15 protein-coding genes and 6 pseudogenes are annotated in these 23372 nt (G+C 41.4%); 15 read left to right on the forward strand and 6 right to left on the reverse strand.

Features of this window, described 5'->3' with window-relative positions:
• Position 1: 1 nt before the first annotated feature.
• Entirely contained in the window at positions 2 to 1072 is a 1071-nt protein-coding gene (locus GQR42_RS16235; protein WP_158200742.1) for a Druantia anti-phage system protein DruA, read from the forward strand.
• Positions 1073 to 2059: 987 nt separating this feature from the next.
• Here the strand turns inward: GQR42_RS16235 and GQR42_RS16240 are convergent.
• Positions 2060 to 2485, reverse strand: a complete 426-nt coding sequence (locus GQR42_RS16240) for a M10 family metallopeptidase C-terminal domain-containing protein (protein ID WP_158202496.1) — start codon at positions 2483 to 2485, stop codon at positions 2060 to 2062.
• Between the two features lie 503 nt (positions 2486 to 2988).
• Here GQR42_RS16240 and psaA point away from each other — a divergent pair.
• From psaA to GQR42_RS16265, 5 genes are all read left to right on the forward strand, one after another.
• Complete coding sequence (psaA, locus tag GQR42_RS16245) at positions 2989 to 5238, forward strand: photosystem I core protein PsaA (RefSeq protein WP_371730748.1); 2250 nt, start codon at positions 2989 to 2991, stop codon at positions 5236 to 5238.
• 178 nt (positions 5239 to 5416) lie between these two features.
• Positions 5417 to 7630, forward strand: a complete 2214-nt coding sequence (gene psaB, locus GQR42_RS16250; protein WP_002785240.1) for a photosystem I core protein PsaB — start codon at positions 5417 to 5419, stop codon at positions 7628 to 7630.
• Positions 7631 to 8037: 407 nt separating this feature from the next.
• On the forward strand, positions 8038 to 8529 hold the full coding sequence (locus GQR42_RS16255; RefSeq protein ID WP_158200743.1) for a DUF29 domain-containing protein: 492 nt from the start codon (positions 8038 to 8040) through the stop codon (positions 8527 to 8529).
• A 317-nt stretch (positions 8530 to 8846) separates the two neighbouring features.
• Positions 8847 to 9137, forward strand: coding sequence for a nucleotidyltransferase family protein (locus tag GQR42_RS16260; protein WP_002770783.1), 291 nt, complete (start codon positions 8847 to 8849; stop codon positions 9135 to 9137).
• Entirely contained in the window at positions 9127 to 9480 is a 354-nt protein-coding gene (locus GQR42_RS16265; protein WP_158200744.1) for a HepT-like ribonuclease domain-containing protein, read from the forward strand. Before GQR42_RS16260 ends, GQR42_RS16265 begins: the two co-directional genes overlap by 11 nt.
• Positions 9481 to 9534: 54 nt before the next feature.
• On the opposite strand, the gene GQR42_RS28885 is transcribed toward GQR42_RS16265, so the two are convergent.
• Entirely contained in the window at positions 9535 to 10494 is a 960-nt protein-coding gene (locus tag GQR42_RS28885) for a PEP-CTERM sorting domain-containing protein (RefSeq protein WP_233271039.1), read from the reverse strand.
• A gap of 128 nt (positions 10495 to 10622) precedes the next feature.
• On the opposite strand from GQR42_RS28885, the gene GQR42_RS16275 reads away from it, so the two are divergent.
• The 4 genes and pseudogenes from GQR42_RS16275 (at position 10623) to GQR42_RS16290 (ending at position 14372) form a co-directional block, all read left to right on the forward strand.
• Entirely contained in the window at positions 10623 to 11123 is a 501-nt protein-coding gene (locus GQR42_RS16275; RefSeq protein WP_158200745.1) for an ATPase, read from the forward strand.
• A 568-nt stretch (positions 11124 to 11691) separates the two neighbouring features.
• Positions 11692 to 11980, forward strand: a pseudogene (gene clpS, locus GQR42_RS16280) (ATP-dependent Clp protease adapter ClpS).
• Positions 11973 to 12803 (forward strand): CPBP family intramembrane glutamic endopeptidase, encoded by an 831-nt coding sequence (locus tag GQR42_RS16285; protein WP_158200746.1) that lies wholly within the window; start codon positions 11973 to 11975, stop codon positions 12801 to 12803. The pseudogene clpS and the gene GQR42_RS16285 overlap by 8 nt, the downstream one beginning before the upstream one ends.
• Before the next feature lie 256 nt (positions 12804 to 13059).
• Positions 13060 to 14372: pseudogene (locus GQR42_RS16290) on the forward strand (ammonium transporter).
• 11 nt (positions 14373 to 14383) lie between these two features.
• Here GQR42_RS16290 and GQR42_RS16295 read toward each other — a convergent pair.
• Together GQR42_RS16295 and GQR42_RS16300 are read right to left on the reverse strand one after the other, a co-directional pair.
• The gene (locus GQR42_RS16295; protein ID WP_158200747.1) at positions 14384 to 16636 is read right to left on the reverse strand and encodes an AAA-like domain-containing protein; all 2253 of its coding nucleotides are present in this window, start codon (positions 16634 to 16636) and stop codon (positions 14384 to 14386) included.
• Positions 16637 to 16812: 176 nt separating this feature from the next.
• On the reverse strand, positions 16813 to 18069 hold the full coding sequence (locus GQR42_RS16300; protein ID WP_158200748.1) for an AAA-like domain-containing protein: 1257 nt from the start codon (positions 18067 to 18069) through the stop codon (positions 16813 to 16815).
• A 148-nt stretch (positions 18070 to 18217) separates the two neighbouring features.
• On the opposite strand from GQR42_RS16300, the gene GQR42_RS16305 reads away from it, so the two are divergent.
• From GQR42_RS16305 to GQR42_RS16315, 4 genes and pseudogenes are all read left to right on the forward strand, one after another.
• Positions 18218 to 18523, forward strand: a complete 306-nt coding sequence (locus tag GQR42_RS16305; protein ID WP_158200749.1) for a hypothetical protein — start codon at positions 18218 to 18220, stop codon at positions 18521 to 18523.
• Positions 18510 to 19388, forward strand: a complete 879-nt coding sequence (locus tag GQR42_RS16310; protein WP_158200750.1) for a hypothetical protein — start codon at positions 18510 to 18512, stop codon at positions 19386 to 19388. The genes GQR42_RS16305 and GQR42_RS16310 overlap by 14 nt, the downstream gene beginning before the upstream one ends.
• Positions 19382 to 19523, forward strand: a pseudogene (locus tag GQR42_RS30065) (CPBP family intramembrane glutamate endopeptidase); the annotation flags it as partial. The gene GQR42_RS16310 and the pseudogene GQR42_RS30065, both read left to right, overlap by 7 nt.
• Before the next feature lie 33 nt (positions 19524 to 19556).
• Positions 19557 to 19827: pseudogene (locus GQR42_RS16315) on the forward strand (ISNCY family transposase); the annotation flags it as partial.
• A 351-nt stretch (positions 19828 to 20178) separates the two neighbouring features.
• On the opposite strand, the gene GQR42_RS16320 reads toward GQR42_RS16315, so the two are convergent.
• Both GQR42_RS16320 and GQR42_RS16325 read right to left on the reverse strand, forming a co-directional pair.
• Positions 20179 to 21345, reverse strand: a complete 1167-nt coding sequence (locus GQR42_RS16320) for an HhoA/HhoB/HtrA family serine endopeptidase (protein ID WP_158200751.1) — start codon at positions 21343 to 21345, stop codon at positions 20179 to 20181.
• Between the two features lie 137 nt (positions 21346 to 21482).
• Positions 21483 to 21979: pseudogene (locus GQR42_RS16325) on the reverse strand (RNA-guided endonuclease InsQ/TnpB family protein); the annotation flags it as partial.
• Between the two features lie 286 nt (positions 21980 to 22265).
• Here GQR42_RS16325 and GQR42_RS16330 point away from each other — a divergent pair.
• Positions 22266 to 23034: pseudogene (locus GQR42_RS16330) on the forward strand (IS1 family transposase).
• Positions 23035 to 23372 lie beyond the last annotated feature (338 nt).

Below are 23372 nucleotides of genomic sequence, written 5' to 3' on the forward strand. Positions count from 1 at the left end.
CATGAAAAAACACCAAAAAGATCACGTTCGAGATCAATTGTTATCAAAGTTATCTGAATATGGAGTTGCATGGGATTTTGACTCTCAAAAGTTAATAGTTGATGATTTACGATTTATGCAAAATCGATTAGCTAAACATACGAACTCAAAAGGTTTAAAATATGAGGAGGAATTTAAAAATTGTTTAGCTAAACCTGAAGAAATAGATATTCTTAAAATCAATCCTTACTTAGAAGTTGTGAACACCCAGAAACAAAGAGAACTTTGGACTTATGCTACTTCTTTTTGGTCAATCCCTGTTACAACTGGTTATGGTAGAAGAATACGTTTTTTAGTTTTTGATGAACAAAATAATAAATTAATTGGTATTTTTGGACTCAGTGATCCAATTATTGGTTTAGGAGTTAGAGATCAGTATATCACTTGGACAAAAGATCAAAAGCTAGAGAGATTATATAATTGTATGACTGCTTATATTTTAGGTGCTGTACCTCCTTATAATCTAGTTCTCGGCAGTAAATTAATTGCTTTATGTTTGATGTTCCCTGAAGTTAGAAAGCACTTCTATGAAAAGTATAAAAATAGAGTATCCATTATTTCTGGACAAAATAAACAAGCTGATTTAGTTTATATAGATACTTTAGGAGCATTTGGAAAATCAGCAATATATAACCGTTTAATGAACTGGAAATTTATAGGTTATACAAAAGGTCAAAGCCATTTACATATAACAGCTAACGGAAGTTGGGAATTAATTAAACAAGTCGTTCCAGAAACCTTTTTTGATACTTATAAATTTGGTCAAGGTCCCAATTGGAAACTAAGAGTTTTAAAAAAAGGACTAAGAGAACTAGGATTTTCAGAAGATATGCTAAGTATTGGTTGGCAAAGAGGATATTATAGTTGTACAATAGCTGAGAATTGGCAAGAGTATTTATTAGGAGAATCTAATCAACCACAATGGAAGATTTTAGATCGTAATAAATTGATTAAATACTGGAAAGATCAATGGATTATTCCACGTTTAGATAAATTAGAGGAAAATCTAAGGAAAACGAAAAGTTTAGATTAATGAAACAGATTATAGATAAATCATCATAATAATTAGACAAAACTTAATCATTTTAAGTAAACTTTTGTAAAATTCCAGCAGCAAAGGTCATCAAATTTTCTGGCTCTTCTGGTTTCTGTGTGGAAACGATGTCTATAAGCTGTAAGTATCTAAGCACAATTAATTACACATCTAATACCATTTTTCTTTATTCGTAGCAGGCATAACCGGGTGCATCTCCTGCTGGTGATTTTCTCTCACCTATAGGTGAGCAGCAGAAGTTGTTCAAAGAGGGCGAATGCAATTCGCCCCTACAATCATATCATTGCGCCAATGGTAGGGGCGCACCGCGTGCGCCCAAAATGTCATCTAGATATTTCGACAAAATTGAGATGTACCAGGCATAACCATCTCTGTCATTACTTTTGAAAAATGGTATAATCCACTACTCCGTCAGACTGCTGCTGTGATCAGTAAACAGTGAACTGAAAACTCAAATCCGATCTCTAATAGCTGTCTTGTGAGTCTTGTGAGTCTTGTGAGTCTTGTGAGTCTCGGAGTCTCGGAGTCTCGACTAGGAAATTAATTTTGCACGACCACTTACTGAATTTAAACTGCGTATTGGAATTTTTAGTACAAATGCTCAAACTGCTTCTCCCTGCTCCGCAGCTCCGGCGCTCCCCTGCAATCTTAACGAGTAATTTAGATAGTCAACAGCTTACTGATAGTTTCTTCCGCTTTTTTACTTGTATCATACTTATTTGAAATGACTATATCTTCTTACAATAAACAAAAGACTCCATTTGATCACACTCTATAATTAATTGGCCTTTTGATTTTTCAACAAACCTTTACTTGACGGGGGAGAGCCGCCAATTTATTGTTGACGTAATTCTGTAACCATGACCAACTTACAAGCTGGAAATCCTGTTTAAAAAGCCCAGAAAAGTAGGCAATGCCTAGAAAAAAACAGTTATCCTGATGATTGCCTACTCCCTTTAATGATGCTTAGAAAACCACAAAATTGCTGGCAGTTACAGCTAAAGTTGGAGAAAGTGTCGCAATTTGGCTGGCTGCTGTTGTTCCTGTACCATCAATGTCGTACAATAATTGACCATTACTGGCATTATAAATAAAACGATGAGCAGAGGTCGTCGCTGATGTTCCGGTAGTAAACTGGGTATTTAGTAACGTACCAACCGTTAAACCGCCACTAAATCCACTCCGAGATACCAAAATCGTGTCATCTAGAACATTAAAGTCGGCAATCGTGTCAATGCCTTCCGTGCGTGAGTTATAGCGGAAGAAATCACGGCCACTTCCTCCTGTCAAGCTGTCATTTCCTGTCCCTCCTATGAGAGTATCATCGCCATTTCTGCCGAGTAGGGTATCATTACAATCAAAACATGAGGATTTTGGGGAAGATGCAAGAATTTATTGGCGATTTTCGGGGCATCGAACCCCTCAATCGCTGCGCTCTACCTCCCTACCCCGCGTTGCTGAGGGCTTCGGCCGTGAGTTCAGGCTTCGACGGTGATCTCAGCCGAACCGCCGAACGGTAGGGAGGTAGAGCGGTTTCGTTGAATTTTTTATCTGGTCTGGTGAGGGAGAAAAGGGGGAAATCGGCTTCCGGAGGGACAATTGATAAACTTTTGTAAAGAAAAATCACCGGTCTGACCCTGACTAAGACCGCCCATAGCAGAAAATGTCTCTCCTATCAAGGATTGAGAGAATTTTAATTATTGTTAAGCATAACGAACAGACAAGAGAACAAAGACTTATCATCTACTATTGATGCTTTCGACTGGAATCTCACCCAAGAGGAAAGTCAAGCGACATTAACAAAAGGTGGGTCAGATTTCAACTTGCCTTTTTTAGGTTAAAAAATCTATCCTCAAATAAAACGCTAAGTCTATTGTCGAGAGAGGAGAATCCTCATGGCACTCCCCCCCAAAGAGGCGGTAGCTAAAGTGATTGTAGATAAAGACCCAGTACCTACTTCCTTTGAGAAGTGGGGTCAGCCGGGGCATTTTGATCGCACTTTAGCCAAAGGACCCAAAACCACCACCTGGATTTGGAACCTACACGCCAACGTCCACGATTTTGATAGTCAAACCAGCGATCTCGAAGATATTTCTCGGAAAATCTTCAGCGCCCACTTCGGACATCTCGCCGTTGTCTTCGTTTGGCTGAGTGGAATGTACTTCCACGGCGCGAAATTTTCTAACTATGAAGCTTGGTTAACCAACCCGCTCGCCATCAAACCCAGCGCCCAAGTGGTCTGGCCGATTGTCGGTCAAGGCATCCTCAACGGCGATGTGGGCGGTGGTTTCCACGGTATTCAGATCACCTCTGGTCTGTTCTACCTCTGGCGCGCCTCCGGGTTCACCAACAGCTATCAGCTATACTGCACCGCTATTGGTGGTTTAGTTATGGCGGGTCTGATGCTGTTTGCCGGTTGGTTCCACTACCACAAAAGCGCACCGAAACTGGAATGGTTCCAAAACGTGGAATCGATGATGAACCACCACTTGGCGGGTTTACTCGGCTTAGGTTCCCTAGGTTGGGCCGGTCATCAGATTCACGTTTCTTTACCGGTGAACAAACTCCTCGATGCTGGAGTCGCTCCCCAAGATATCCCCTTGCCCCACGAGTTCATTCTCGAACCGAGCAAGATGGCGGACTTATATCCCAGTTTCGCCCAGGGTTTGACCCCTTTCTTTACCCTTAACTGGGGTGCTTACTCGGATTTCCTCACCTTCAAAGGTGGCTTGAACCCCGTGACCGGTGGTCTCTGGCTTTCCGATACCGCTCACCATCACTTGGCGATCGCTGTATTATTCATCATTGCTGGTCATATGTACCGTACCAACTGGGGTATCGGTCACAGCATGAAGGAAATCCTCGAAAACCACAAAGGTCCCTTCACCGGTCAAGGTCACAAAGGACTGTACGAAATCCTGACCACCTCTTGGCACGCCCAGTTAGCGATTAACCTGGCTCTCTTAGGTTCGCTAACCATCATCGTGGCCCACCATATGTACGCCATGCCGCCCTATCCCTATCAGGCGACTGACTACGCCACCCAACTATCCCTGTTTACTCACCACACTTGGATCGGTGGCTTCTTAATCGTCGGTGCGGGAGCGCACGGAGCGATCTTCATGGTGCGGGACTACGATCCGGCCAAAAACGTGGATAACCTGCTCGATCGGATGATCCGTCATCGCGACGCAATTATCTCCCACCTGAACTGGGTATGTATTTTCCTTGGCTTCCATAGCTTCGGTTTATACATTCACAACGACACCATGCGGGCTTTTGGTCGTCCCCAAGATATGTTCTCGGATACGGGAATTCAACTACAACCCATCTTTGCCCAATGGGTACAAAGTCTCCACACCCTGGCCCCCGGCAACACCGCTCCTAACGCTCTCACTACCGCTAGTTATGCTTTCGGTGGCGACGTGGTAGCAGTGGGTGGCAAAGTGGCCATGATGCCGATCACTCTCGGTACTGCCGATTTCCTCGTGCATCACATCCACGCCTTCACCATCCATGTCACCGTGTTGATTCTCCTCAAAGGGGTTCTCTACGCTCGCGGTTCCCGTCTGATTCCCGATAAAGCGAATCTCGGTTTCCGTTTCCCCTGCGATGGTCCCGGTCGCGGCGGTACCTGCCAAGTTTCGGGTTGGGATCACGTCTTCCTCGGCCTGTTCTGGATGTACAACTCCCTCTCGGTCGTAATCTTCCACTTTAGCTGGAAAATGCAGTCCGATGTCTGGGGAACCGTCGCCCCCGATGGTACTGTCACCCACGTTACCCTCGGTAACTTCGCCCAAAGTGCCATCACCATCAACGGTTGGTTACGGGATTTCCTCTGGGCGCAAGCAGCTCAAGTGATTAACTCCTATGGGTCTGCCCTGTCTGCCTACGGAATCATGTTCCTAGCCGGTCACTTCGTCTTCGCGTTTAGCTTGATGTTCCTGTTCAGTGGTCGCGGCTACTGGCAAGAATTAATCGAGTCGATCGTCTGGGCGCACAACAAGTTAAGAGTTGCCCCCGCTATCCAACCTCGCGCCCTGAGCATCATTCAAGGTCGTGCCGTTGGTGTGGCTCACTACCTCTTAGGCGGTATTGTCACCACTTGGGCATTCTTCTTGGCCAGAAGTCTCTCGATTGGCTAAACTTGCCTATAAGGGCTTGCCAGTCCCCCGGGGATTGGCAAGACTAGGCTCAACCAGCGTCGATTGACCGATACCTCTGTAAGCGTTTCCTATTACAGAAGGTGAATTGAAAAAAGGAAATAACCAGCACTCGTGTAAGAGCCTCAGTTATTTAGAGAGGAGAATTTCCTAAACAGCTATGGCAACTAAATTCCCTAAATTTAGCCAAGATCTAGCCCAAGATCCGACCACCCGTCGGATTTGGTACGGGATCGCCACAGCCCACGATTTTGAAAGTCATGATGGCATGACGGAAGAGAATCTCTACCAAAAGATTTTCGCGTCGCACTTCGGCCACATTGCAATCATTTTCCTGTGGACTTCCGGCACTATATTCCACGTCGCTTGGCAAGGTAACTTCGAGCAGTGGATCAAAGATCCCTTAAACATCCGTCCCATCGCCCACGCGATTTGGGATCCCCAGTTCGGTAAAGGCGCTGTAGATGCCTTCACCCAAGCTGGCGCTTCTAATCCGGTTAACATCGCCTATTCCGGGGTTTACCACTGGTTCTACACCATCGGTATGACCTCCAACCAAGACCTATACCAAGGTGCGGTCTTCCTGCTGATTCTCTCGGCGATTTTCCTCTTTGCTGGCTGGTTACACTTACAACCTAAGTTCCGTCCTAGCCTCGCTTGGTTCAAAAACGCTGAATCTCGCCTGAACCACCACCTCGCCGCTCTGTTCGGTGTTAGCTCCTTAGCTTGGACCGGACACCTCGTTCACGTTGCTATCCCCGAATCCCGCGGTCAGCACGTTGGTTGGGACAACTTCCTCTCCACTCCCCCCCACCCGGCGGGTTTACTACCCTTCTTCACCGGTAACTGGAGTGTGTATGCAGAAAACCCCGATACTGCTAACCACATTTTCGGTACTGCCCAAGGCGCGGGAACTGCGATTCTCACCTTCTTAGGTGGTTTCCATCCCCAAACCGAGTCCCTCTGGTTAACCGATATGGCTCACCACCACTTGGCGATCGCTGTGATCTTCATTGTGGCTGGTCATATGTACCGCACCAACTGGGGCATCGGTCACAGCATCAAGGACATCCTCAATGCCCACAGACCCCCCAGTGGTAAGTTAGGAGCCGGTCACAAAAATCTTTATGACACGGTTAACAACTCTCTCCACTTCCAACTCGGTTTGGCTCTCGCTTCTTTAGGCGTGATCACCTCTCTGGTGGCGCAGCATATGTACGCGCTACCCCCTTATGCCTTTATCGCTAAGGACTACACTACCCAAGCGGCTCTTTATACCCACCACCAATACATCGCTGGTTTCCTAGCGGTGGGTGCTTTCGCTCACGGTGCTATCTTCTTCGTGCGTGACTATGATCCCGAAGCGAACAAAGATAACGTGCTGGCGCGGATGCTGGAGCATAAAGAAGCGATCATCTCTCACCTAAGCTGGGTTTCCCTTTTCTTAGGTTTCCACACCCTCGGCCTCTACGTTCATAACGATGTGGTCGTCGCTTTCGGTACTCCCGAAAAACAAATCCTGATCGAACCTGTGTTCGCTCAATTCGTGCAAGCAGCTTCGGGTAAAACCCTGTACGGCATGAACGTACTGTTGTCTAACCCCGATAGTATCGCTTACACCGCCTATCCCAACTACGGTGATGTTTGGTTACCCGGTTGGCTAGACGCAATCAATAGCGGCACTAACTCCCTATTCTTAACCATCGGTCCTGGCGACTTCCTCGTTCACCATGCGATCGCTCTTGGTTTACACACCACCGTTCTAATCCTGGTTAAAGGTGCTTTAGACGCTCGTGGTTCCAAATTAATGCCCGATAAAAAAGACTTCGGGTATTCCTTCCCTTGCGACGGTCCCGGCCGTGGCGGTACTTGCGACATCTCTGCTTGGGATTCCTTCTACCTAGCCATGTTCTGGATGTTGAACACCCTGGGTTGGTTAACCTTCTACTGGCACTGGAAACACCTCGGTGTCTGGTCGGGTAACGTGGCTCAGTTTAACGAAAACTCCACCTACCTGATGGGCTGGTTCCGCGATTACCTCTGGGCTAACTCGGCTCAATTAATCAACGGTTACAACCCCTACGGTGTTAATAACCTTTCTGTCTGGGCCTGGATGTTCCTCTTTGGACACCTCGTTTGGGCAACCGGTTTCATGTTCCTGATCTCTTGGCGTGGTTACTGGCAAGAGTTGATCGAAACTATCGTTTGGGCCCACGAACGCACTCCTCTGGCGAACCTCGTTCGTTGGAAAGACAAACCCGTGGCTCTCTCGATCGTTCAGGCTCGTTTGGTTGGTTTAGCTCACTTCACCGTTGGCTATATCTTCACCTACGCCGCCTTCTTGATCGCTTCCACTGCTGGCAAGTTCGGCTAAACCTTGAATTAGGTAACTAAAAAACCCCCTGCCCATTGGTGGGGGGTTTTGTTTTTGACATCCTCGCCGCCCTAAAAGTGCGGCGATTCCTAAACCTCACGATTTAAGTTTCTGCTTCCACCACCGTCGCATACCACAGTTAAAAAACCATGTACTGTCTTACACAGAGTCCACAGACTTTCGCCCCATTTCAGAAGCCCGATTCCCTGTGTCCCACGGTACGTTTCCAGCTAAACGCTTCTTGTACTTGTTGCGCGCGACTTTTTACCCGGCCAAGCTTTTCTGGTCGGAACCCCCTAAGCCGAGTTTTCAAGGTGCTGCGCCGTCCACTTGGTTTTCGAGACTGGCCTTTTAATTCTAACGTAAAGCCAACCTAGAACGGCGGGGTTTCAGACCCAAAATTTCCGATGATTAATAATAAAAGCGCGGCTCAATCTCAAAAATCTATGCAGTGGGAAGAATTAAAACAGCTTTATGATCAGGACTTTGTTTTGTGGATTGAGCGAACCACCGAACAAATTCGAAGCGGGGAGATGAAAAATTTAGATTGGGAACATCTTTTAACGGAGATAGAAGATTTGGGGAGAGAACAAAGAAACCAAGTGGAAAGCTATCTAATTCAAACCGTTAAACATTTATTGATGTATCAGTATTGGCTGACTGAAAAAGGTAATTGTGGCCAGGAATGGGCCGATGAAATCGATAATTTCCGTCTGGAACTAGAAATTTTATTCCAGTCAAAAACCCTCTACAATCATGGGGCTTCTAGGCTAGATATTATTTATGATAAAGCCAAGCGATCGGTAATCAAAAAAACTGGTTTATCTTTGGATAGGTTTCCGCAAGTTTGTCCTTATACCTTTGCAGAAATTATAGATTTTGATTTTTTACCAGTTTAGAATAGGAGAATTAAAGCTGAGAAAGACATTCATAAGTTATCCTCTTGTTCAAGAGACATCTCCAAAAATTATCACCCAATCACAGCTTGCTTTTATACCATGTACTAATTAAGTAGTTCTATAGCTGAAATGTATATCTATCGTTGCCAATTTGATTTCATTGAAAAAATATGGGGCGATTAAAATCATTTTTATTTGGGTAAGTTTCTTAACTAAAAAGACTTTGAGCCTTGAGATAATATTAGATCGAGGTCTAATGTTATTCATCAAACAAACATTAAGGTTACAATGAAGGAATCAGATTTCAGGAAATAGTCATGAAACGAGATGAGGTACTAACAATTCTCGCAACACACCGAGAACAATTAGAAAAACTAGGGGTAAAATCTCTGTCTCTATTTGGTTCAGTAGCAAGGGATGAAGCACGTTTTGACAGTGATGTAGATTTATTGGTAGAATTTAGTAAAGCGGTAGGGTTATTTGAGTTTATCGAGGTACGACTTTACTTAGAAGATATATTAGGATGTTCTGTTGATTTAGGGACTCAAGATTCTTTAAAAGAACATTTACGACAACCTGTATTAAAGGATGTGATTAATGCCTTTTAGAGATTGGCAACTTCGTCTTCAAGATATTATTGAATCCATTGATGAAATCTTGGAATGGACGGCTAATATGACCTTTGAAGATTTTAGCTCAAATCGAGTGACTCTTAAAGCAGTTCTTTATAATTTAGGAATTATTGGTGAGGCATCTAGAAATATTCCTAGTGAGATACAATTGCGTTATTCTCAAATTCCTTGGCGTTTAATGGGAGATATGCGAAATGTCATTTTTCATGAATATTTTCGGGTAGAATTGGCAATTGCTTGGCGGACGATTGAAAATAATCTAACTCCATTGTTTTCACAATTACAGGAAATTTTAGAAAATGAAGCCGAAAATCTATAAAAATCCCCCCTAACTTATTCAATTAAGGGGGAATGAGTTATATAAAAAGGCAATTTAACCGAGGTTAGTGGGTTCTTTTTCGATGGAATGAGTGCGTTTTACTTTCCGTTTTATGGTTGCACCTGCACCAAGTATTCCCAGGGAAAGGAGACTTAGGGTTGAGGTGGGTTCGGGGACAACACACAGTTCTGCTTCCCATGTTGCTTGAAACACACCCGTATTTAAGTCATAACTTGCTACAGGAAAAAAACGACCAACTTGGGAGTTGAGTAGCGGTGTTGATAATCCACTATAAATAGTATTTATTTTGAGAGGCAAAATATTACCATTACTTGTTTCCATAATTGCTGAACCTTCTTCAATAACTTGATTACCAAAAGGTGTCCACTTAACCTGATAATCGACAACCCGACTGATATCTAAGGGACCATTATATGTTCCTGTAAAGTTAGCAGAATATTGCAAAAGTTGATTATTTATATTAGAAACTTGTCCAGTTACACTGATTGTACTATTTGGAATGGAAGTCCAATTAAAAGTACGTTCCAAACTGTAGTTTCCTCCACTTAAATCAAATAGATTTTGTCCATTATCAGGTGAACAATTACTTGTACGTGCCGAACTCCAGCAAACAACTGTGACTACAGAACTGCCAAATGCTAGTGGAGTAAAAGTTGAAGGAATCTGAGTAAAAGTTGCAGTTAGATTTCCGCCAGGACCATCGGTATTAATTTCACCTGATGCAGTAGCATTGATTGATGACCCATTAACTGTTCCTGTATATGTACCATTTAATGCCAATTGCAAGGCTTCTGCCTGACCTGCATTCAATCCTATTAAGCTAGTAGCTATTATCAATCCAAAAATACTGTTATCAAAAATATTTTTGCTGATTTTAACTTTTTGTAAATTCTGAATATTCGTAAACATAATAGTTAGCCTCTGAATTTGATATCTTTTTCCTTCGGAAATTGTATGCTCGCAAAAATTAACTTTCAAGGCTTTTAAAGTCATATAAAGTTATATAAAGCAGTATTAAGAAAAATAACTTAAATCTAAAAATAATATTAAATTGACCGTACACCTTATAATGTCATATAATGTCAGGTAAAAGCTTATTAATCTTGATTCTGTGTTTAAAAATGAACAATTTTGATATTCACTCTTTAATTACAACTGTTGATAATCTCATCTTTTCCTATACAGGAGAGAATTTAGATGATGTTCAGTCTGAAATCTTAGAAGGGGTGATTAATCACCAAAAATACACAGAAATCGCTAAAAGTCATCATCGTTCCGAGAAATATGTCAAGGATGTAGCCGGTAAGCTATGGAAAACCTTATCGGAAATTTTAGGAGAAGAAGTTAATAAAGCTAATCTCAAGTCTAGTCTGCGAAGGTATTATTATAATGTCTCTCATAACTTTAATGTAATAAATCCCGTACAAATTAATAAAGGTCATATCTGTAATCAACTACCAGAAAATCAATTACAAAAATCTGATATTAATGAAGAATATAAACTCGAAATCGCCACAGAATTGATAAAAGAAGGCTTAACCGTGGAACAAATTGCTAGAGTATTAAAACTTCCCTTAGAATTAGTTAAAGAGCAACTCGAAAAACCTAAGCAATCTAATTAAGGTTGGTAGATGTGGCACTGGCAGAGCATTTCTAAGTTCAATAATAATTTCTATTATAATAAACTTCATCATGAGAGCCAATATCAAGGTTACAATTTTCAGGAAATAACCATGAAACGAGATGAGGTACTAAACAATTCTCGCAAAACACCGAGAACAATTAGAAAAACTAGGGGTAAAATCTCTGTCTCTGCTTAGGTAGTCAATTTTGCCAATACCAGTCCACTTGTTTTTCTAAAGATTCTTTTTTCAACATTCTAATAGTTTTTTTAAGCTAAGTAGGGAGGCACAATTATTGGTAGGATGGGTTAGCGCACTTCGTAACCCATGCGGGGGTTGGGTTTCATACTTCAACCCAACCTACGTTCATCTTATATTTAATTCCACCCACCTACTTATGATCTATCTAGAAATGTCATTCCTTTAGCTGCCCCCCACTCCCCAACACCCAACCCCCAACACCCAAACCCTCACGGATTAATGAAAAAGCCTAGCTCAATCTGGAAATTTTGATTATGATCATTAGTAATTAACTTGTATTGTGATATAGATTCAAAGGAGAGACACGGTGTCCACAGAAGTCATCGAAAAGCGTTCCACAGCGACAATCCGTAAACCAGCACCGCGTTATCGCGTTTTACTCCACAATGACGACTTTAACTCGATGGAGTATGTGGTTCAGAGTTTAATGCAAACGATTCGCCGGTATGACGCAACCCCAAGCAGTCGATATCATGATGGAAGCGCACACTAATGGTACGGCCTTGGTGATTACCTGCATCCAAGAACACGCGGAATTTTACTGTGAAACCTTGAAAAATAAAGGTTTAACCAGCAGCATCGAACCCGATGAATAAAAGATTGCGGGTAATTGCCACTTACCCAGTCCCCCTGCGACTGGGAATTTTTATTTTGCTCCTACTTTTTCTCTGGTTGCCGATCGCACTTCCCCTCTATCACTTTTTTGCCACTAATGCTAATCTGGTCTCAATTTTGACCCTTTCTGTCCTCTATCTGGAATTTTTGGGATTATCCCATTGGTGGGGACGGATAATTTATGGCGATGAGGGATTAGCCGATTATGGGTTGATTTGGCGAAGAAAAACGCCGATCGAGTTAATTAACGGCTTGGCGATCGGTTTATTTTTCACTTTCTCGCTTTTTCTGTCCCAAGCGTTCCTAGGTTGGTTAAATTTCTTACCCGCAAATCCCCAGATCAGCAAAATCATCCTGGAGGGGTTTTTAGTTGCTTTAGCGGTGGGTTTTGCCGAAGAATTGCTATTTCGGGGCTGGTTACTGGGAGAATTAGAAAAGGATTATCGTCCCGCTATCGCTCTAGTGATTAGTGCCTTAATTTTCGCGCTTGCTCACTTTATTAAACCTTTAGCCGAAATTATCCGCACTTTTCCCCAATTTCCTGCCTTAGTCTTGCTAGGATTAATTCTCGGTTGGGCAAAACGCGCCTGTGGTGGTAATTTGGGTAAAAGTATCGGTCTGCACGCGGGTTTAATCTGGGCATACTATATATTAAATGTGGGTCAGTTAATTAAATACACGGGTACTGTTCCCGATTGGTTAACTGGAATCGATAAAAATCCTTTAGCGGGAGTGATGGGTTTACTTTTCCTGACAATTCTCGCTCTCTGGATCAGAAAAAAAGCAGTTTTGAGTGAACGATAAGCGATTAAATCAATTACTATAAAGGGGAAATTGCCCATGAGACTTATAGCCGATGAATCGATTATTATCTTTTCTAGAATATCGCCCGCGTTTGCGTAATATCCTATCTTTTTGTTTCTCTCTTATCGTCATGCTGTTGATCGGTGTAGGCAAAGTCACAGCACAAGATTCAAATAATTCTACTCTCGATTTAGTTGCTAATCTCTGGATGTTAATAGCTGGCTCCTTAGTATTCTTTATGAATGCGGGTTTTGCTATGCTGGAAACGGGTTTTTGTCGTACTAATAACGCCACTAATGTCTTAGCTAAAACCTAATTGTCTTCTGTGTTTCTGCCTTAGCTTATTGGACGGTTGGTTTCGGTTTAATGTTTGGCAATACATCTGAACTGGGAAATAGTTTCTCTGGTGGTACAGGATTTTTATTGGAAATTTTAACCCCCAATAATCAATACAGTCAATTCCAAGAACTGTGGCCAGGTCGTTCAATTGCCACTTTATTTTTCTTTCAATTAACTTTTGCGGGAACTGCGGCGACCATTGTATCGGGAGCAGTGGCAGAAAGGGTTAAATTTTGGGCATTTTTGCTATTTAGTTTCTTTTTAGTCGCTTTCTCTTATTCTATTACAGGACATTGGATTTGGTCATCACAAGGATGGTTATATAACTTATTTAAGTTTCGAGATTTTGCTGGTTCAACGGTGGTGCATTCGGTGGGAGGAATGGCCGGATTAGTGGGTGCTTGGTTACTAAAACCGAGGGATGGACGCTTTGGTTATAATCGCAAAACCGATAGTTATGAAGAAAAAGAAAGAGGAAATTTTGCTCCCCATCAGTTAGGGTTTGCAACTCTTGGTTGCTTAATTCTTTGGTTAGGATGGTTTGGTTTTAATGGTGGTTCGGCGGTAAATTTGAATGATGTCCCCATGGCAATTACCACCACGATGATTGCCGCTGCCACGGGAGTAGTTTTGGCATTAATTTTTAATCCTTTAATCGGTCGCAAAGCTAGTTTATCCACAATTATTAATGGCATTTTAGGGGCATTAGTGGGGATTACGGCATCCTCAGGTTATGTTAATATCAAATCAGCTATTATCATTGGTGGCATTAGTGGCATTATTGTCTTATTAGGAGAAGAATTTTTAATTAAAACTAAAGTGATTGATGATCCAGTGGGAGCAATTCCAGTACATCTTTTTTGTGGTTTTTGGGGAACAATGGCGGTGGGTTTCTTTAGTACCAAAGATGCGGGAGAATTCGCCAATGGATTAACACAGGATAATTGGCTATCTCAAGTTTTTTTTCAATTTTGTGGATGGATTATAGTTATGGCATTTACCTTTATTTTTAGTTTAATTCTCTGGCTAATGATTGGCAATCTCCTCTATTATATGCAAGTAATTGTTTTACGTCAAAAGAATCCACAGGTTAATTCCTCTCCTGTTATCAGGAGTCAATCCTTCAATTTTCCTGACCTATTCTCCCTATTTTGGTCACGGGGAAGGGAAGGAATCCGGGTATCATTATCCGATGAATTAAAAGGTGGTGATGGGGTATTTAGTGATTGAAAAATTAATGTTTATTCAATAAGTTTGTAGCACTTTGGATTATCTTGCAAAGCTTTATTGATATCCGATTTCCAAGCTTTGTCGTTATGCCAACGTTTTGCCCAAAATTGAGCGTCTTTAAAGTTGCTAGACGTTGTGGGGATTTTGCACAAAATTTCAAAAGCATCTTCTCTACCCGGTACATTAGCCACAAAATTATTGGTACCCAGTCCTATTGCTTGCTGAATTAACCTTAATTCATCTAATTGAGTCGCACACTTGTCAGGAAACTGATCACCTTGTTTCTTTTTCAATTCTTGCAGTTGTTGAATATTCTTTTCTAAGGGAATATTAAAATCTCGTTTAGTACAAATTTCTGGAATACTAGGTGAAGGTGTCACCACGACATTAGGAGTCTGTTCAGGAGTCTTGAATGACCAGAAAGTAAATCCAATAAAACCTAATAGTGCCAAGAAAGATAACACTTTAGTTAAATCAGCAGGAGAATTTTCCACCTCAACTAATTTTTCTAGTTCTTGTCTAACCCATTGAACATTAAAGACCCCTTTATAAATTCGATTGGTCACTTCTAGATACTCATCATTTTTAATCACTAATTCTGCTTTCTGAAGTGCCAATTTTTCCGGTTTATTATCAGCCAAGACTCTCCCCTGCAAAATATCTTGATATATTTCTAATGTTGACCTAACATTTTTATCAGGAGTTAAGAGACTGTTTTGTATTTTCTGGAGATGGGCTGCCGCTTTATTTTGTAACCAATTTTCTACAATATTTTTCTGAATCAATTGTTCAATTTTTGGTTTTTCTTGTCCTTCCTGCAACTCATTTTTATTGTCGATTAGCAAACGAATAACTATTTCTGTTAACTCCAAGTTACCACCCGTCCAAGCTAGAGTTTCCTCAATTAAAGTTGCTCGTTGCTTCTCCTCAAATTTGGGTGTTAATTTTTCTTCAGCAAGTTGATATGCTTCCCTTTGACGTGCTATCTGTGCTTTTCGTTTGGCGGCGATTTCACTTAACTCTAAAAAACGCTTTTCTGACTCATTAAGGTCTTGATTTTCACTCCATTTTAAAGCTTCTTCTAAATCTTGATCAGAAAGAAGTTCAGTGGCATCTTCTCCTGAATTTAACCAAACTTCGTACTTTTCAATGTATGGAGGTATTTTATTTAATTCCGTTGTCACCCAAGTTTCATTAAAAACATTTCTATAAATCTTATTATAAACTTTTAACTTTTGTTGGTCTTGAACTACCAATCCTGTTAAGCGTAATTCTATTTGATCGGGACTACCATCATCGGGAATTTCACCATTTCTTAAAATTTCTTGGTAAAGCTTCAGCATTCTTCTACCCGTGACACGGTTATTTAATAAACGATTCCGAATAGTTTTTAGGTGTTCTGGACTATCTTGAGATACCCAGTTACTAATTACTTGCGACTGGATAAAATCGCCGACATTAATCGGGTTTGCTGCCGATTCCCCGCCAAATCCAGTGCGAGATGTGGAGATTAAATGACAAATTTTTTGAGTTAAAAATGGTTGTCCACCTGTCCATTCTATAACCTCCTCTAAAACCCCTTGTGGATTGGGAACTTTGTCCTGCAATCCCTCGGCCAGTTTTCTGGCATCCCTTATAGTAAATCCAGATAATCGAATATCTTGACCAATATTAAAAGGACTACGATAATTATCTTGAATAAAGTTAGAAACTGCCGCTACCCCTAACATACAAAAGGTTAGACGTTGGTAATCCCTATTATGAGGACGTTTTTCATGACAGCTACGCAGCCAAGCAAAGAAAGCATCTGTGGAAAAATTTAAACTCAGAACGCTATCAATTTCATCGAAACAGATAACAATAGGTCGGGATACTTCCTTTAAGAGAATTTCCTCAACAAATTGATCAAGACGATTAATAGGTGATTTATACTCTCGTTCATTCCACCAAGCTTGCTGTTTGTCCCGAATAGAAAGATCAAATCGTTTAACCAGTTGCTCAAATAATACTCGATACCAAATATCTTCGGATATGTTTTTTCCTGAACTACTCAAATCAATGGTAGCACAATCAATATTATCCTCTTGCAGTCGTTTTTGTGTCTGTGCCCACAAACTTGATTTTCCCATCTGACGGGAATTTAACACATAGCAATACTGTCCATTTTTTAGATAGTTATAAACTATATCATCTGCTTCCCGCTTGATATAACTAGGTGACTCTAGGGGGACGCTGCCTCCAATATGATAAAAATTGGTCGCCATAGGATTAAAATTAGCAATTTGTCTGATTGGTTAAGTTCGATGAATAATTTAATCAAAGGTTATCTGTCCCTAAGCTAGTCCGCATTTAAAGTTCTGGGTTCGATGGGGGAACGGGGAACAGGTGAAAACGAATATTAGATTTAGATGTACAACAGTTTAACTCAATATATCGGATTTTAGGCGGATAAGCGATACCTAAAATAGTCGCTGTATAGTGGATAACGGGGTTGAACAGCATTCTGCACAAAGGTTACTAACCCTAAACTATGAAGTTGCCAATTAATTGTTGCACCTAAATCAACGGGAGAAGACGACTCTACAACCTTTTTCATTCCTGCTGCTAGGTTTGGATGTTCTTGTAAGTTTAGCAAATGTCCTCGTAAATGATCCCCATAAATTCCCGCTTCCGTGGCTGCTGTCTGTTCAAAATCTGCTAAAGACAGTTGTTTTTGGGTAATTGCATAAATCGCTTTTTGGATTAAATAGGGATGTCCCCCGACAAGATTAATTATTCTTTGCAGTTCATCTTTTCCCAAGTTAGCCTGATATTTATTAGCTAAAGTCAAGACCTGTTCTAGAGTAAAATCAGGTAACAGGATTTCTGTTCCTACATTCAAAGGAGATTTATTTAGGTCAGCAGGAACATAATTTTCTGTGGAATAGGTGATAATTAAGTGTAACTTTTGCCAAGTATTATTATTTTTTGCCTCCTCGTGCCAAAGACGAAATAAACTAAGGAAATCGTCGGCAACGCTTGCATAGGCAAAGAGACTATCTATCGCCTCTAAAACTAAAATTAGGGGTTTATCCAGCTTTCTGAGCAAATGGTCTTCAAAATAGGCAGTACAGCTATAAATTCCTAATCCTTCTTGCCATTTTTCCTGAAAGAGAGCTGCTAACCCTAATTTCTTGGAAATAATCAAAGCAAACCAAGAGAGCAATCGATCTAAATCGCCGAGAATTCCTTTACTTGCTTGTAAAAAACTCAAACTGACGGTTTTATACTGTCTTTTGTCAACTTGACTCAAAATTCTATCGACTAATAGGGTTTTACCCATCCCCTTGGCCGATTTAATCCGCAACAATGAACCTGCTTGAAGCACCGTCTCCAGACAAAGCTGTTCCACTGGAGGACGTTCAACATACTTGGAAAAATCCGCAGCCCGGTTTTCTCCCTCATCCTCAGACATGGCAGCCGGTGTTTCCTCCAACTCATCCCAGTCAGCGATTTCTCGATAATCAAGGGCTAATTTTTGACAAATTTCATAAAAATTGAGATTGCTAATCGATTTACCGTTAAGAAAAAGGTTAAGAGTCGATCTTGCGAATCCTAACTCCTCAGCAAGCAGCTGTTGACTTGCGTAACCATTGCGTCTAACTGCTTGTTTGACTCTAGGGATATATTCTGATTTTACTTTAAGCGATCGCCCCATAAACTTCAAACTTGTCCAATCGACGTGATTTCTATTTTATCGCAAAAAACTCAGACATATCTCAGTCATCTCATTCATGATCTCATGCTTTGATGGAGTTAAATCATAGTGTGGGTCGAAGTGTAGTATCTATACTACACAAAACATAATGCTTGACATATTTCCTCCTAAGCCCAAAGACAAAGACGGTTACGACTATCGGAAACCTTCAGCTGGGCCTGACAATTATTTAACCTCCGCGGAGAAGTCTCTTTTATCTGATTTACTCAAAGTTAGGGCTGCCACTGCCTTAAGCTTTGAAATTGAAACAGATAGAATTGGAGAAGCTGACTTACAAGATAAATTAGAAAAACTAGCGGAAAAAGGCTATATCTCAGTTAGTGAACAAGAAAACTACAAAATCTTTACTCCCACTTGGAAAACTCGTTGGCTGAGGGTAAATGGTATTTTGTAGTCAGGTTCTAACGGAATTAGATAAGTTTCCTTTTTTCAGTTCATTCACCCATTACCTATTTTTGGTAGATTCTCAGACAACTGCTGCCACCGACCTTTCTAGTGAAATAAAGAAATTTGTGGAAGGACATCGGTGGTCTTTTGTGTTTGCTTCGATAATTATTGGAGTAGCAGTTGAAACTAGAATTAGCTATTTCTCAGCTTTTAGGATTCGTCATTTATTTCCCGATTTAAAAAAGGATTTTTTAAAGACTTTTTTTCATTTATTAATTGTCAAAATTGTTACATCAATACTCTTATACTATCTGATTCAATTTATATTTTCTCTATTAAGCTCGATCGAGGATAATGTATATGTTGGTTTAATCATTGCTCTGGTCTTTGGTTTTATTATTAGTTCCTTAAACCCTAATTTAGAACAAATCGACCAAGTAATGGGTGGATTTAGCCTATCGACAATTAATCCTGTCTCCAGTCTGATCAAAAAGCTATTAGAGTTGTACAAAGAATTTCAAATATCTATTATTAAGCCTTTAGACAAGAAACTGCTAAAGAAGAGAACCAGCCTATATAATTCTATCAAGCTTATATTTGATGATTTTGAAATAGTTACTATTCAGGAATACATCCAAGAATTAATCGGTAGATTTACACTGAAAGAAACGCAAGAGAAATATCAAGGAAGATTAAACGCTATCATCGGGGGAAATTTTAGTGACGAGGATAAGAGAGAAAGATTAATATGGTTATTATTTGATATTATGGGCTTTACCTATAAAGATATCAATGAAATTAGAAATAACCCAACACAATCAGAAATTTTAGAAAGACTGCGAGAAATAGAACAGGGGAATAGTACCAGTTAATTAAATACACTGGTACTGTTCACGATCGATTAACTGGAATTGATAAAAATCCTGACAGGGGGAGTGATGGGTTGACTTTTCCTGACAATTCTCGCCCTCTGGATCAGAAAAAAAGCAGTTTTGAGTGAACGATAAGCGATTAGGTAATAATTCGGTAGTAGTGCCGTAACCCTCTTGCTTACCTGGTCAACTCTTGCTCGAACGAATTTACTTGCGAGAAATTGCGAGAGTAACAGGGGTAAGTTGGTCATGGTTACAAAATTATGTCAACAATAAACTGGCGGCTGTTTCCCGTCAAGTAAAGGTTTCGGACAAACCAAAAGGTAAATTGGTTAGAGAATGTGATGAGATGTGGTCTTTGGCTTTTTCTAAGACGATAAAGGTGTATATTTGCCTGGTAATTGATAGAAAGACAAGGAAAATTATTGGTTGCTATCTAATGATAGTAGGATCGACTTTGCCCTTGGCTAAACTGGTTTTGAGTAGATTAACCGCTAGATTAATCAACCATTTACCGATAAACCAGAGTAGGATCACCGCGATTAATTTCGCCCCGAAACTAATCGCGGCGATCCCTAATAAAATACACTTGATTGCTAACCTGAGCCGGATCCATAGTTATTATCCTCGCCAACAGATAAAGCTAATTTACATAGAGAATTATAGGGGCGAGAGGAAAAACCGAGAACGATCTCAAGGAAAAAACAGATTTGGTGATGGGGGGATTTTTCAGTGATCAGTCAACAGTGAACAGTGAACTGAAAACTCACATCTCATAACTGATAACTGATTACTGATTCGACATTTGGGCGGTGATTACGGTGAGATCGATCGCCCTTTCACCCCTTCTGATTCTTAGGGGTAAAGATTGACCAATCCCAGTTTTTTCGACCATTTCCTGTAACTCACCGCCATCGCTAACCAGTTGATTATTAGCTTTAACAATCACATCCCCGCGACGGATACCGGCTTTTTCGGCGGGGGTATTGGGTAGGACTTTCACCACCAAAATTCCCGACACTTCCGGCACGATCATCGAAGAATTGGGGTTTTGATTATTAGCCCGGGCTAAATCGGGAGTTAGATTAACCATCTGTACACCGATATAGGGATGGGCCACCTTTTGACCTGCTTCTAGGGTCGCTTGTAACTGCTTGGCCCGATCGATGGGAATGGCAAAACCGATCCCCATGGCATCGGCACGAATCGCCGTATTGATGCCGATGACTTCCCCTTGGGCGTTGAGTAAAGGACCGCCGGAATTACCCGGGTTAATAGCGGCATCGGTTTGGATAAAATCAATGCGTTTATCGGGAATACCCACCTTAGCCGCCGAGCGCCCGATCGTGCTAATAATTCCTAAAGTTACCGTATTATCTAGACCGACGGGATTTCCTACTGCGATCGCCCAGTCCCCCACTTGTATGGATGCGGAATTGCCCAGGACGGCTATAGGTAATTTTTCCCCTTGGGGATTAATTTTCACCACGGCTAAATCAGTGATCTCATCAGTACCGCGTACTTCTCCTTTGAAGCTACGACCATCTTTTAATGTCACCGTTACCTTATCGGCATTATCGACCACATGGGCATTAGTTAAGATTAAGCCACTGCCATCGATAATAAAACCCGATCCCTGGCCAGCCACTCGCTGCTGGGTGGGAAGACGAAATTGTTCCCCAAAAAACTCCTGAAAAAAAGGATCATCAAAAAAGGGGCTATGGGGACGAGTAATGACCGCTTCGGTGTCAATTCGCACCACTGCCGCACCTGTGCGCGCCACTGCCTTAGCGACAAAACTTTCCGCCGTCATCTCTGGGGGAATTATGGCCAGATCAGCGGCAGCGCTGGGCAGATTTTGAGCATTTACCGCCGCTAAACTGCTAAAACCGAGCATAATTCCTAGAAAAGTTGCCAAAGCGTGGGTAATAGTTCGCCGTAACCCAGGAAGTTTCATAGTTTGATCTCTGATTCTGATGTTGTTAACTGTTTCTGTCCATCGGTTGACAGACTGGCTATTAAAAATCTAACAAATCGATCGCTCCGATTAATAACTCACCGTTGGCTTAAATTGAAGAGTTGACACTCCCTGCGCTAAAGCGACGGGGATTCTTGGTTCAAAGAGATTACTTGCTTAGACAGAATTACTTCTGAAAAAGTAGAGGTATTCTCTCCCCAAGCGTTTATCGGGTCGAGCCGTGAAAGTTCCCCTATGCCCTACGGTACTTAACCCTTTTTTAAGGATGTTGATAGCGGCGTTTTCATCTCGATCTAAAATACATCCACACTTGCATTTATGGGTTCTAGACGTTCGGCGAGCTCAGTCGAGCCGTCGATAAAGATTTTTTGACAGTTTTACCACAGTGTGAACAGTTTTGGCTTGTATAGTTCGGTGCGACAGCAATTGTTATCTTGCCGAATTTAACCCCAAAATACTCCAGCCATTCCCGAAACTGATACCATGCCGCATCATTTATCGATTTAGCTAAACAATGATTCTTGACTAAGTTCTTAATTCTTAAATCCTCGTAGGCTATCACATCTAAGAAGCGAACTACGCACCGTTCGGCTGATCTCACGGCCGAAGCCTTGCTAACTTCACAGCAAAGTCTTGACGGGTAATGATTCGGTAGTAGTGGCGTAGCTCTCTTGCTTACCTGGTATGAATTGTGTAAAATATTTATTAATAAAAATAATTGGAACCCGATCAGTCTTTAAACCTCTAGCTTGATCATGAATTTTCTGATAAATATCTTTTTCTGGCTCCTGTCTGGCTTACTCAAATATCAGTCTAGCACCGAACAAAGTACCCCCCCTAGTTCACCTCCGTTCCCCTGTCCTAATTGTGGTTCTCACCATAGGAGCAAGAATGGTTCTATTCATAAGGGAAAACCCAAACGTCAATGTAAAGAATGTGGTCGTCAGTTTGTGATCAATCCCACTAATAAAACCGTATCTGACGAAACCAAACAATTAATTGATAAACTCTTGCTCGAACGAATTTCTTTACGAGGAATTGCCAGAGTAACAGGGGTAAGTTGGTCATGGTTACAAAACTATGTCAACAATAAACTGGCGGCTGTCCCCCCTCAAATAAAGGTTTCGGACAAACCAAAAGGTAAATTGTTTAGAGAATGTGATGAGATGTGGTCTTTTGTTTTTTCTAAGACTATAAAGGTTTATATTTGGCGGTTAATTGATAGAAAGACAAGGGAAATTATTGGTTGCTATCTAATGATAGTAGGATCGACTTTGCCCTTGACAAGAGAAATTATTGGTTGCTATGCGCGGAGATAGGAGTCGTCAATCAGCCAAAAAACTTTGGGCTAGTTTACCAGGCGTTTACCGACAATGTGCGGTTGCTTACACAGACTTTTGGGAGTCATATAAGACAGTAATTCCCAGTAAACGTCATCGACCGGTCGGGAAAGAAACTGGTCAAACTAATCATATTGAAAGATTAAATAATACCTGTCGACAAAGGATTTCTCGGCTAGTGAGAGAGAGTCTATCTTTCTCTAAAAAAATGGAGAATCACGTTGGATCTGTTTGGTATTTTATCCATGACTACAATGCACAGCAAAGCAAAGGATTAAGCCGCTATCACTACTACCGAATCACCACCCACTTTTGCGCCTCCGGGTAAACTCAACCCTCCCCCGCTTCCCCCCTCACCACCCGCTACTGACAAAAACAAAGACAAAAAAGAGACACCAGACGACCGCAAGTTTCCCGGCCCGATATTTGGTGATTTTCCGAGTAAACCAGACAACGATCAAAACAGTGATGAGGACAAAGACACAGACAAGAATCCCGACAAAAACCCTAACCCAGATGGACTAAAACCCAATCCTGAACCGAAAGACAAACTCGATCCTAAAAGCAAACTGGGATTGAAGCCCGTACCTACAACTGAACCTAAGGAGCCAAAGACCACGCCTACCGGTCCGGATCCTTCCCCGCCCGACTCACCTTTCCCGCTTT

Origin of the sequence: Microcystis aeruginosa FD4 (genome assembly GCF_009792235.1) — a bacterium.
Lineage (GTDB): Bacteria > Cyanobacteriota > Cyanobacteriia > Cyanobacteriales > Microcystaceae > Microcystis > Microcystis viridis.

Coding starts and splice junctions, on each gene's coding strand:
- GQR42_RS16285 (WP_158200746.1), top strand. CDS start 11,973: ATGAATAAAAGATTGCGGGTAATTGCCACTTACCCAGTCCCCCTGCGA.
- GQR42_RS16320 (WP_158200751.1), bottom strand. CDS start 21,345: ATGAAACTTCCTGGGTTACGGCGAACTATTACCCACGCTTTGGCAACT.
- GQR42_RS28885 (WP_233271039.1), bottom strand. CDS start 10,494: ATGACTTTAAAAGCCTTGAAAGTTAATTTTTGCGAGCATACAATTTCC.
- psaA (WP_371730748.1), top strand. CDS start 2,989: ATGGCACTCCCCCCCAAAGAGGCGGTAGCTAAAGTGATTGTAGATAAA.
- GQR42_RS16305 (WP_158200749.1), top strand. CDS start 18,218: ATGCTTGACATATTTCCTCCTAAGCCCAAAGACAAAGACGGTTACGAC.
- GQR42_RS16255 (WP_158200743.1), top strand. CDS start 8,038: ATGATTAATAATAAAAGCGCGGCTCAATCTCAAAAATCTATGCAGTGG.
- GQR42_RS16310 (WP_158200750.1), top strand. CDS start 18,510: ATGGTATTTTGTAGTCAGGTTCTAACGGAATTAGATAAGTTTCCTTTT.
- GQR42_RS16295 (WP_158200747.1), bottom strand. CDS start 16,636: ATGGCGACCAATTTTTATCATATTGGAGGCAGCGTCCCCCTAGAGTCA.
- GQR42_RS16300 (WP_158200748.1), bottom strand. CDS start 18,069: ATGGGGCGATCGCTTAAAGTAAAATCAGAATATATCCCTAGAGTCAAA.
- GQR42_RS16260 (WP_002770783.1), top strand. CDS start 8,847: ATGAAACGAGATGAGGTACTAACAATTCTCGCAACACACCGAGAACAA.
- GQR42_RS16235 (WP_158200742.1), top strand. CDS start 2: ATGAAAAAACACCAAAAAGATCACGTTCGAGATCAATTGTTATCAAAG.
- GQR42_RS16265 (WP_158200744.1), top strand. CDS start 9,127: ATGCCTTTTAGAGATTGGCAACTTCGTCTTCAAGATATTATTGAATCC.
- GQR42_RS16275 (WP_158200745.1), top strand. CDS start 10,623: ATGAACAATTTTGATATTCACTCTTTAATTACAACTGTTGATAATCTC.
- psaB (WP_002785240.1), top strand. CDS start 5,417: ATGGCAACTAAATTCCCTAAATTTAGCCAAGATCTAGCCCAAGATCCG.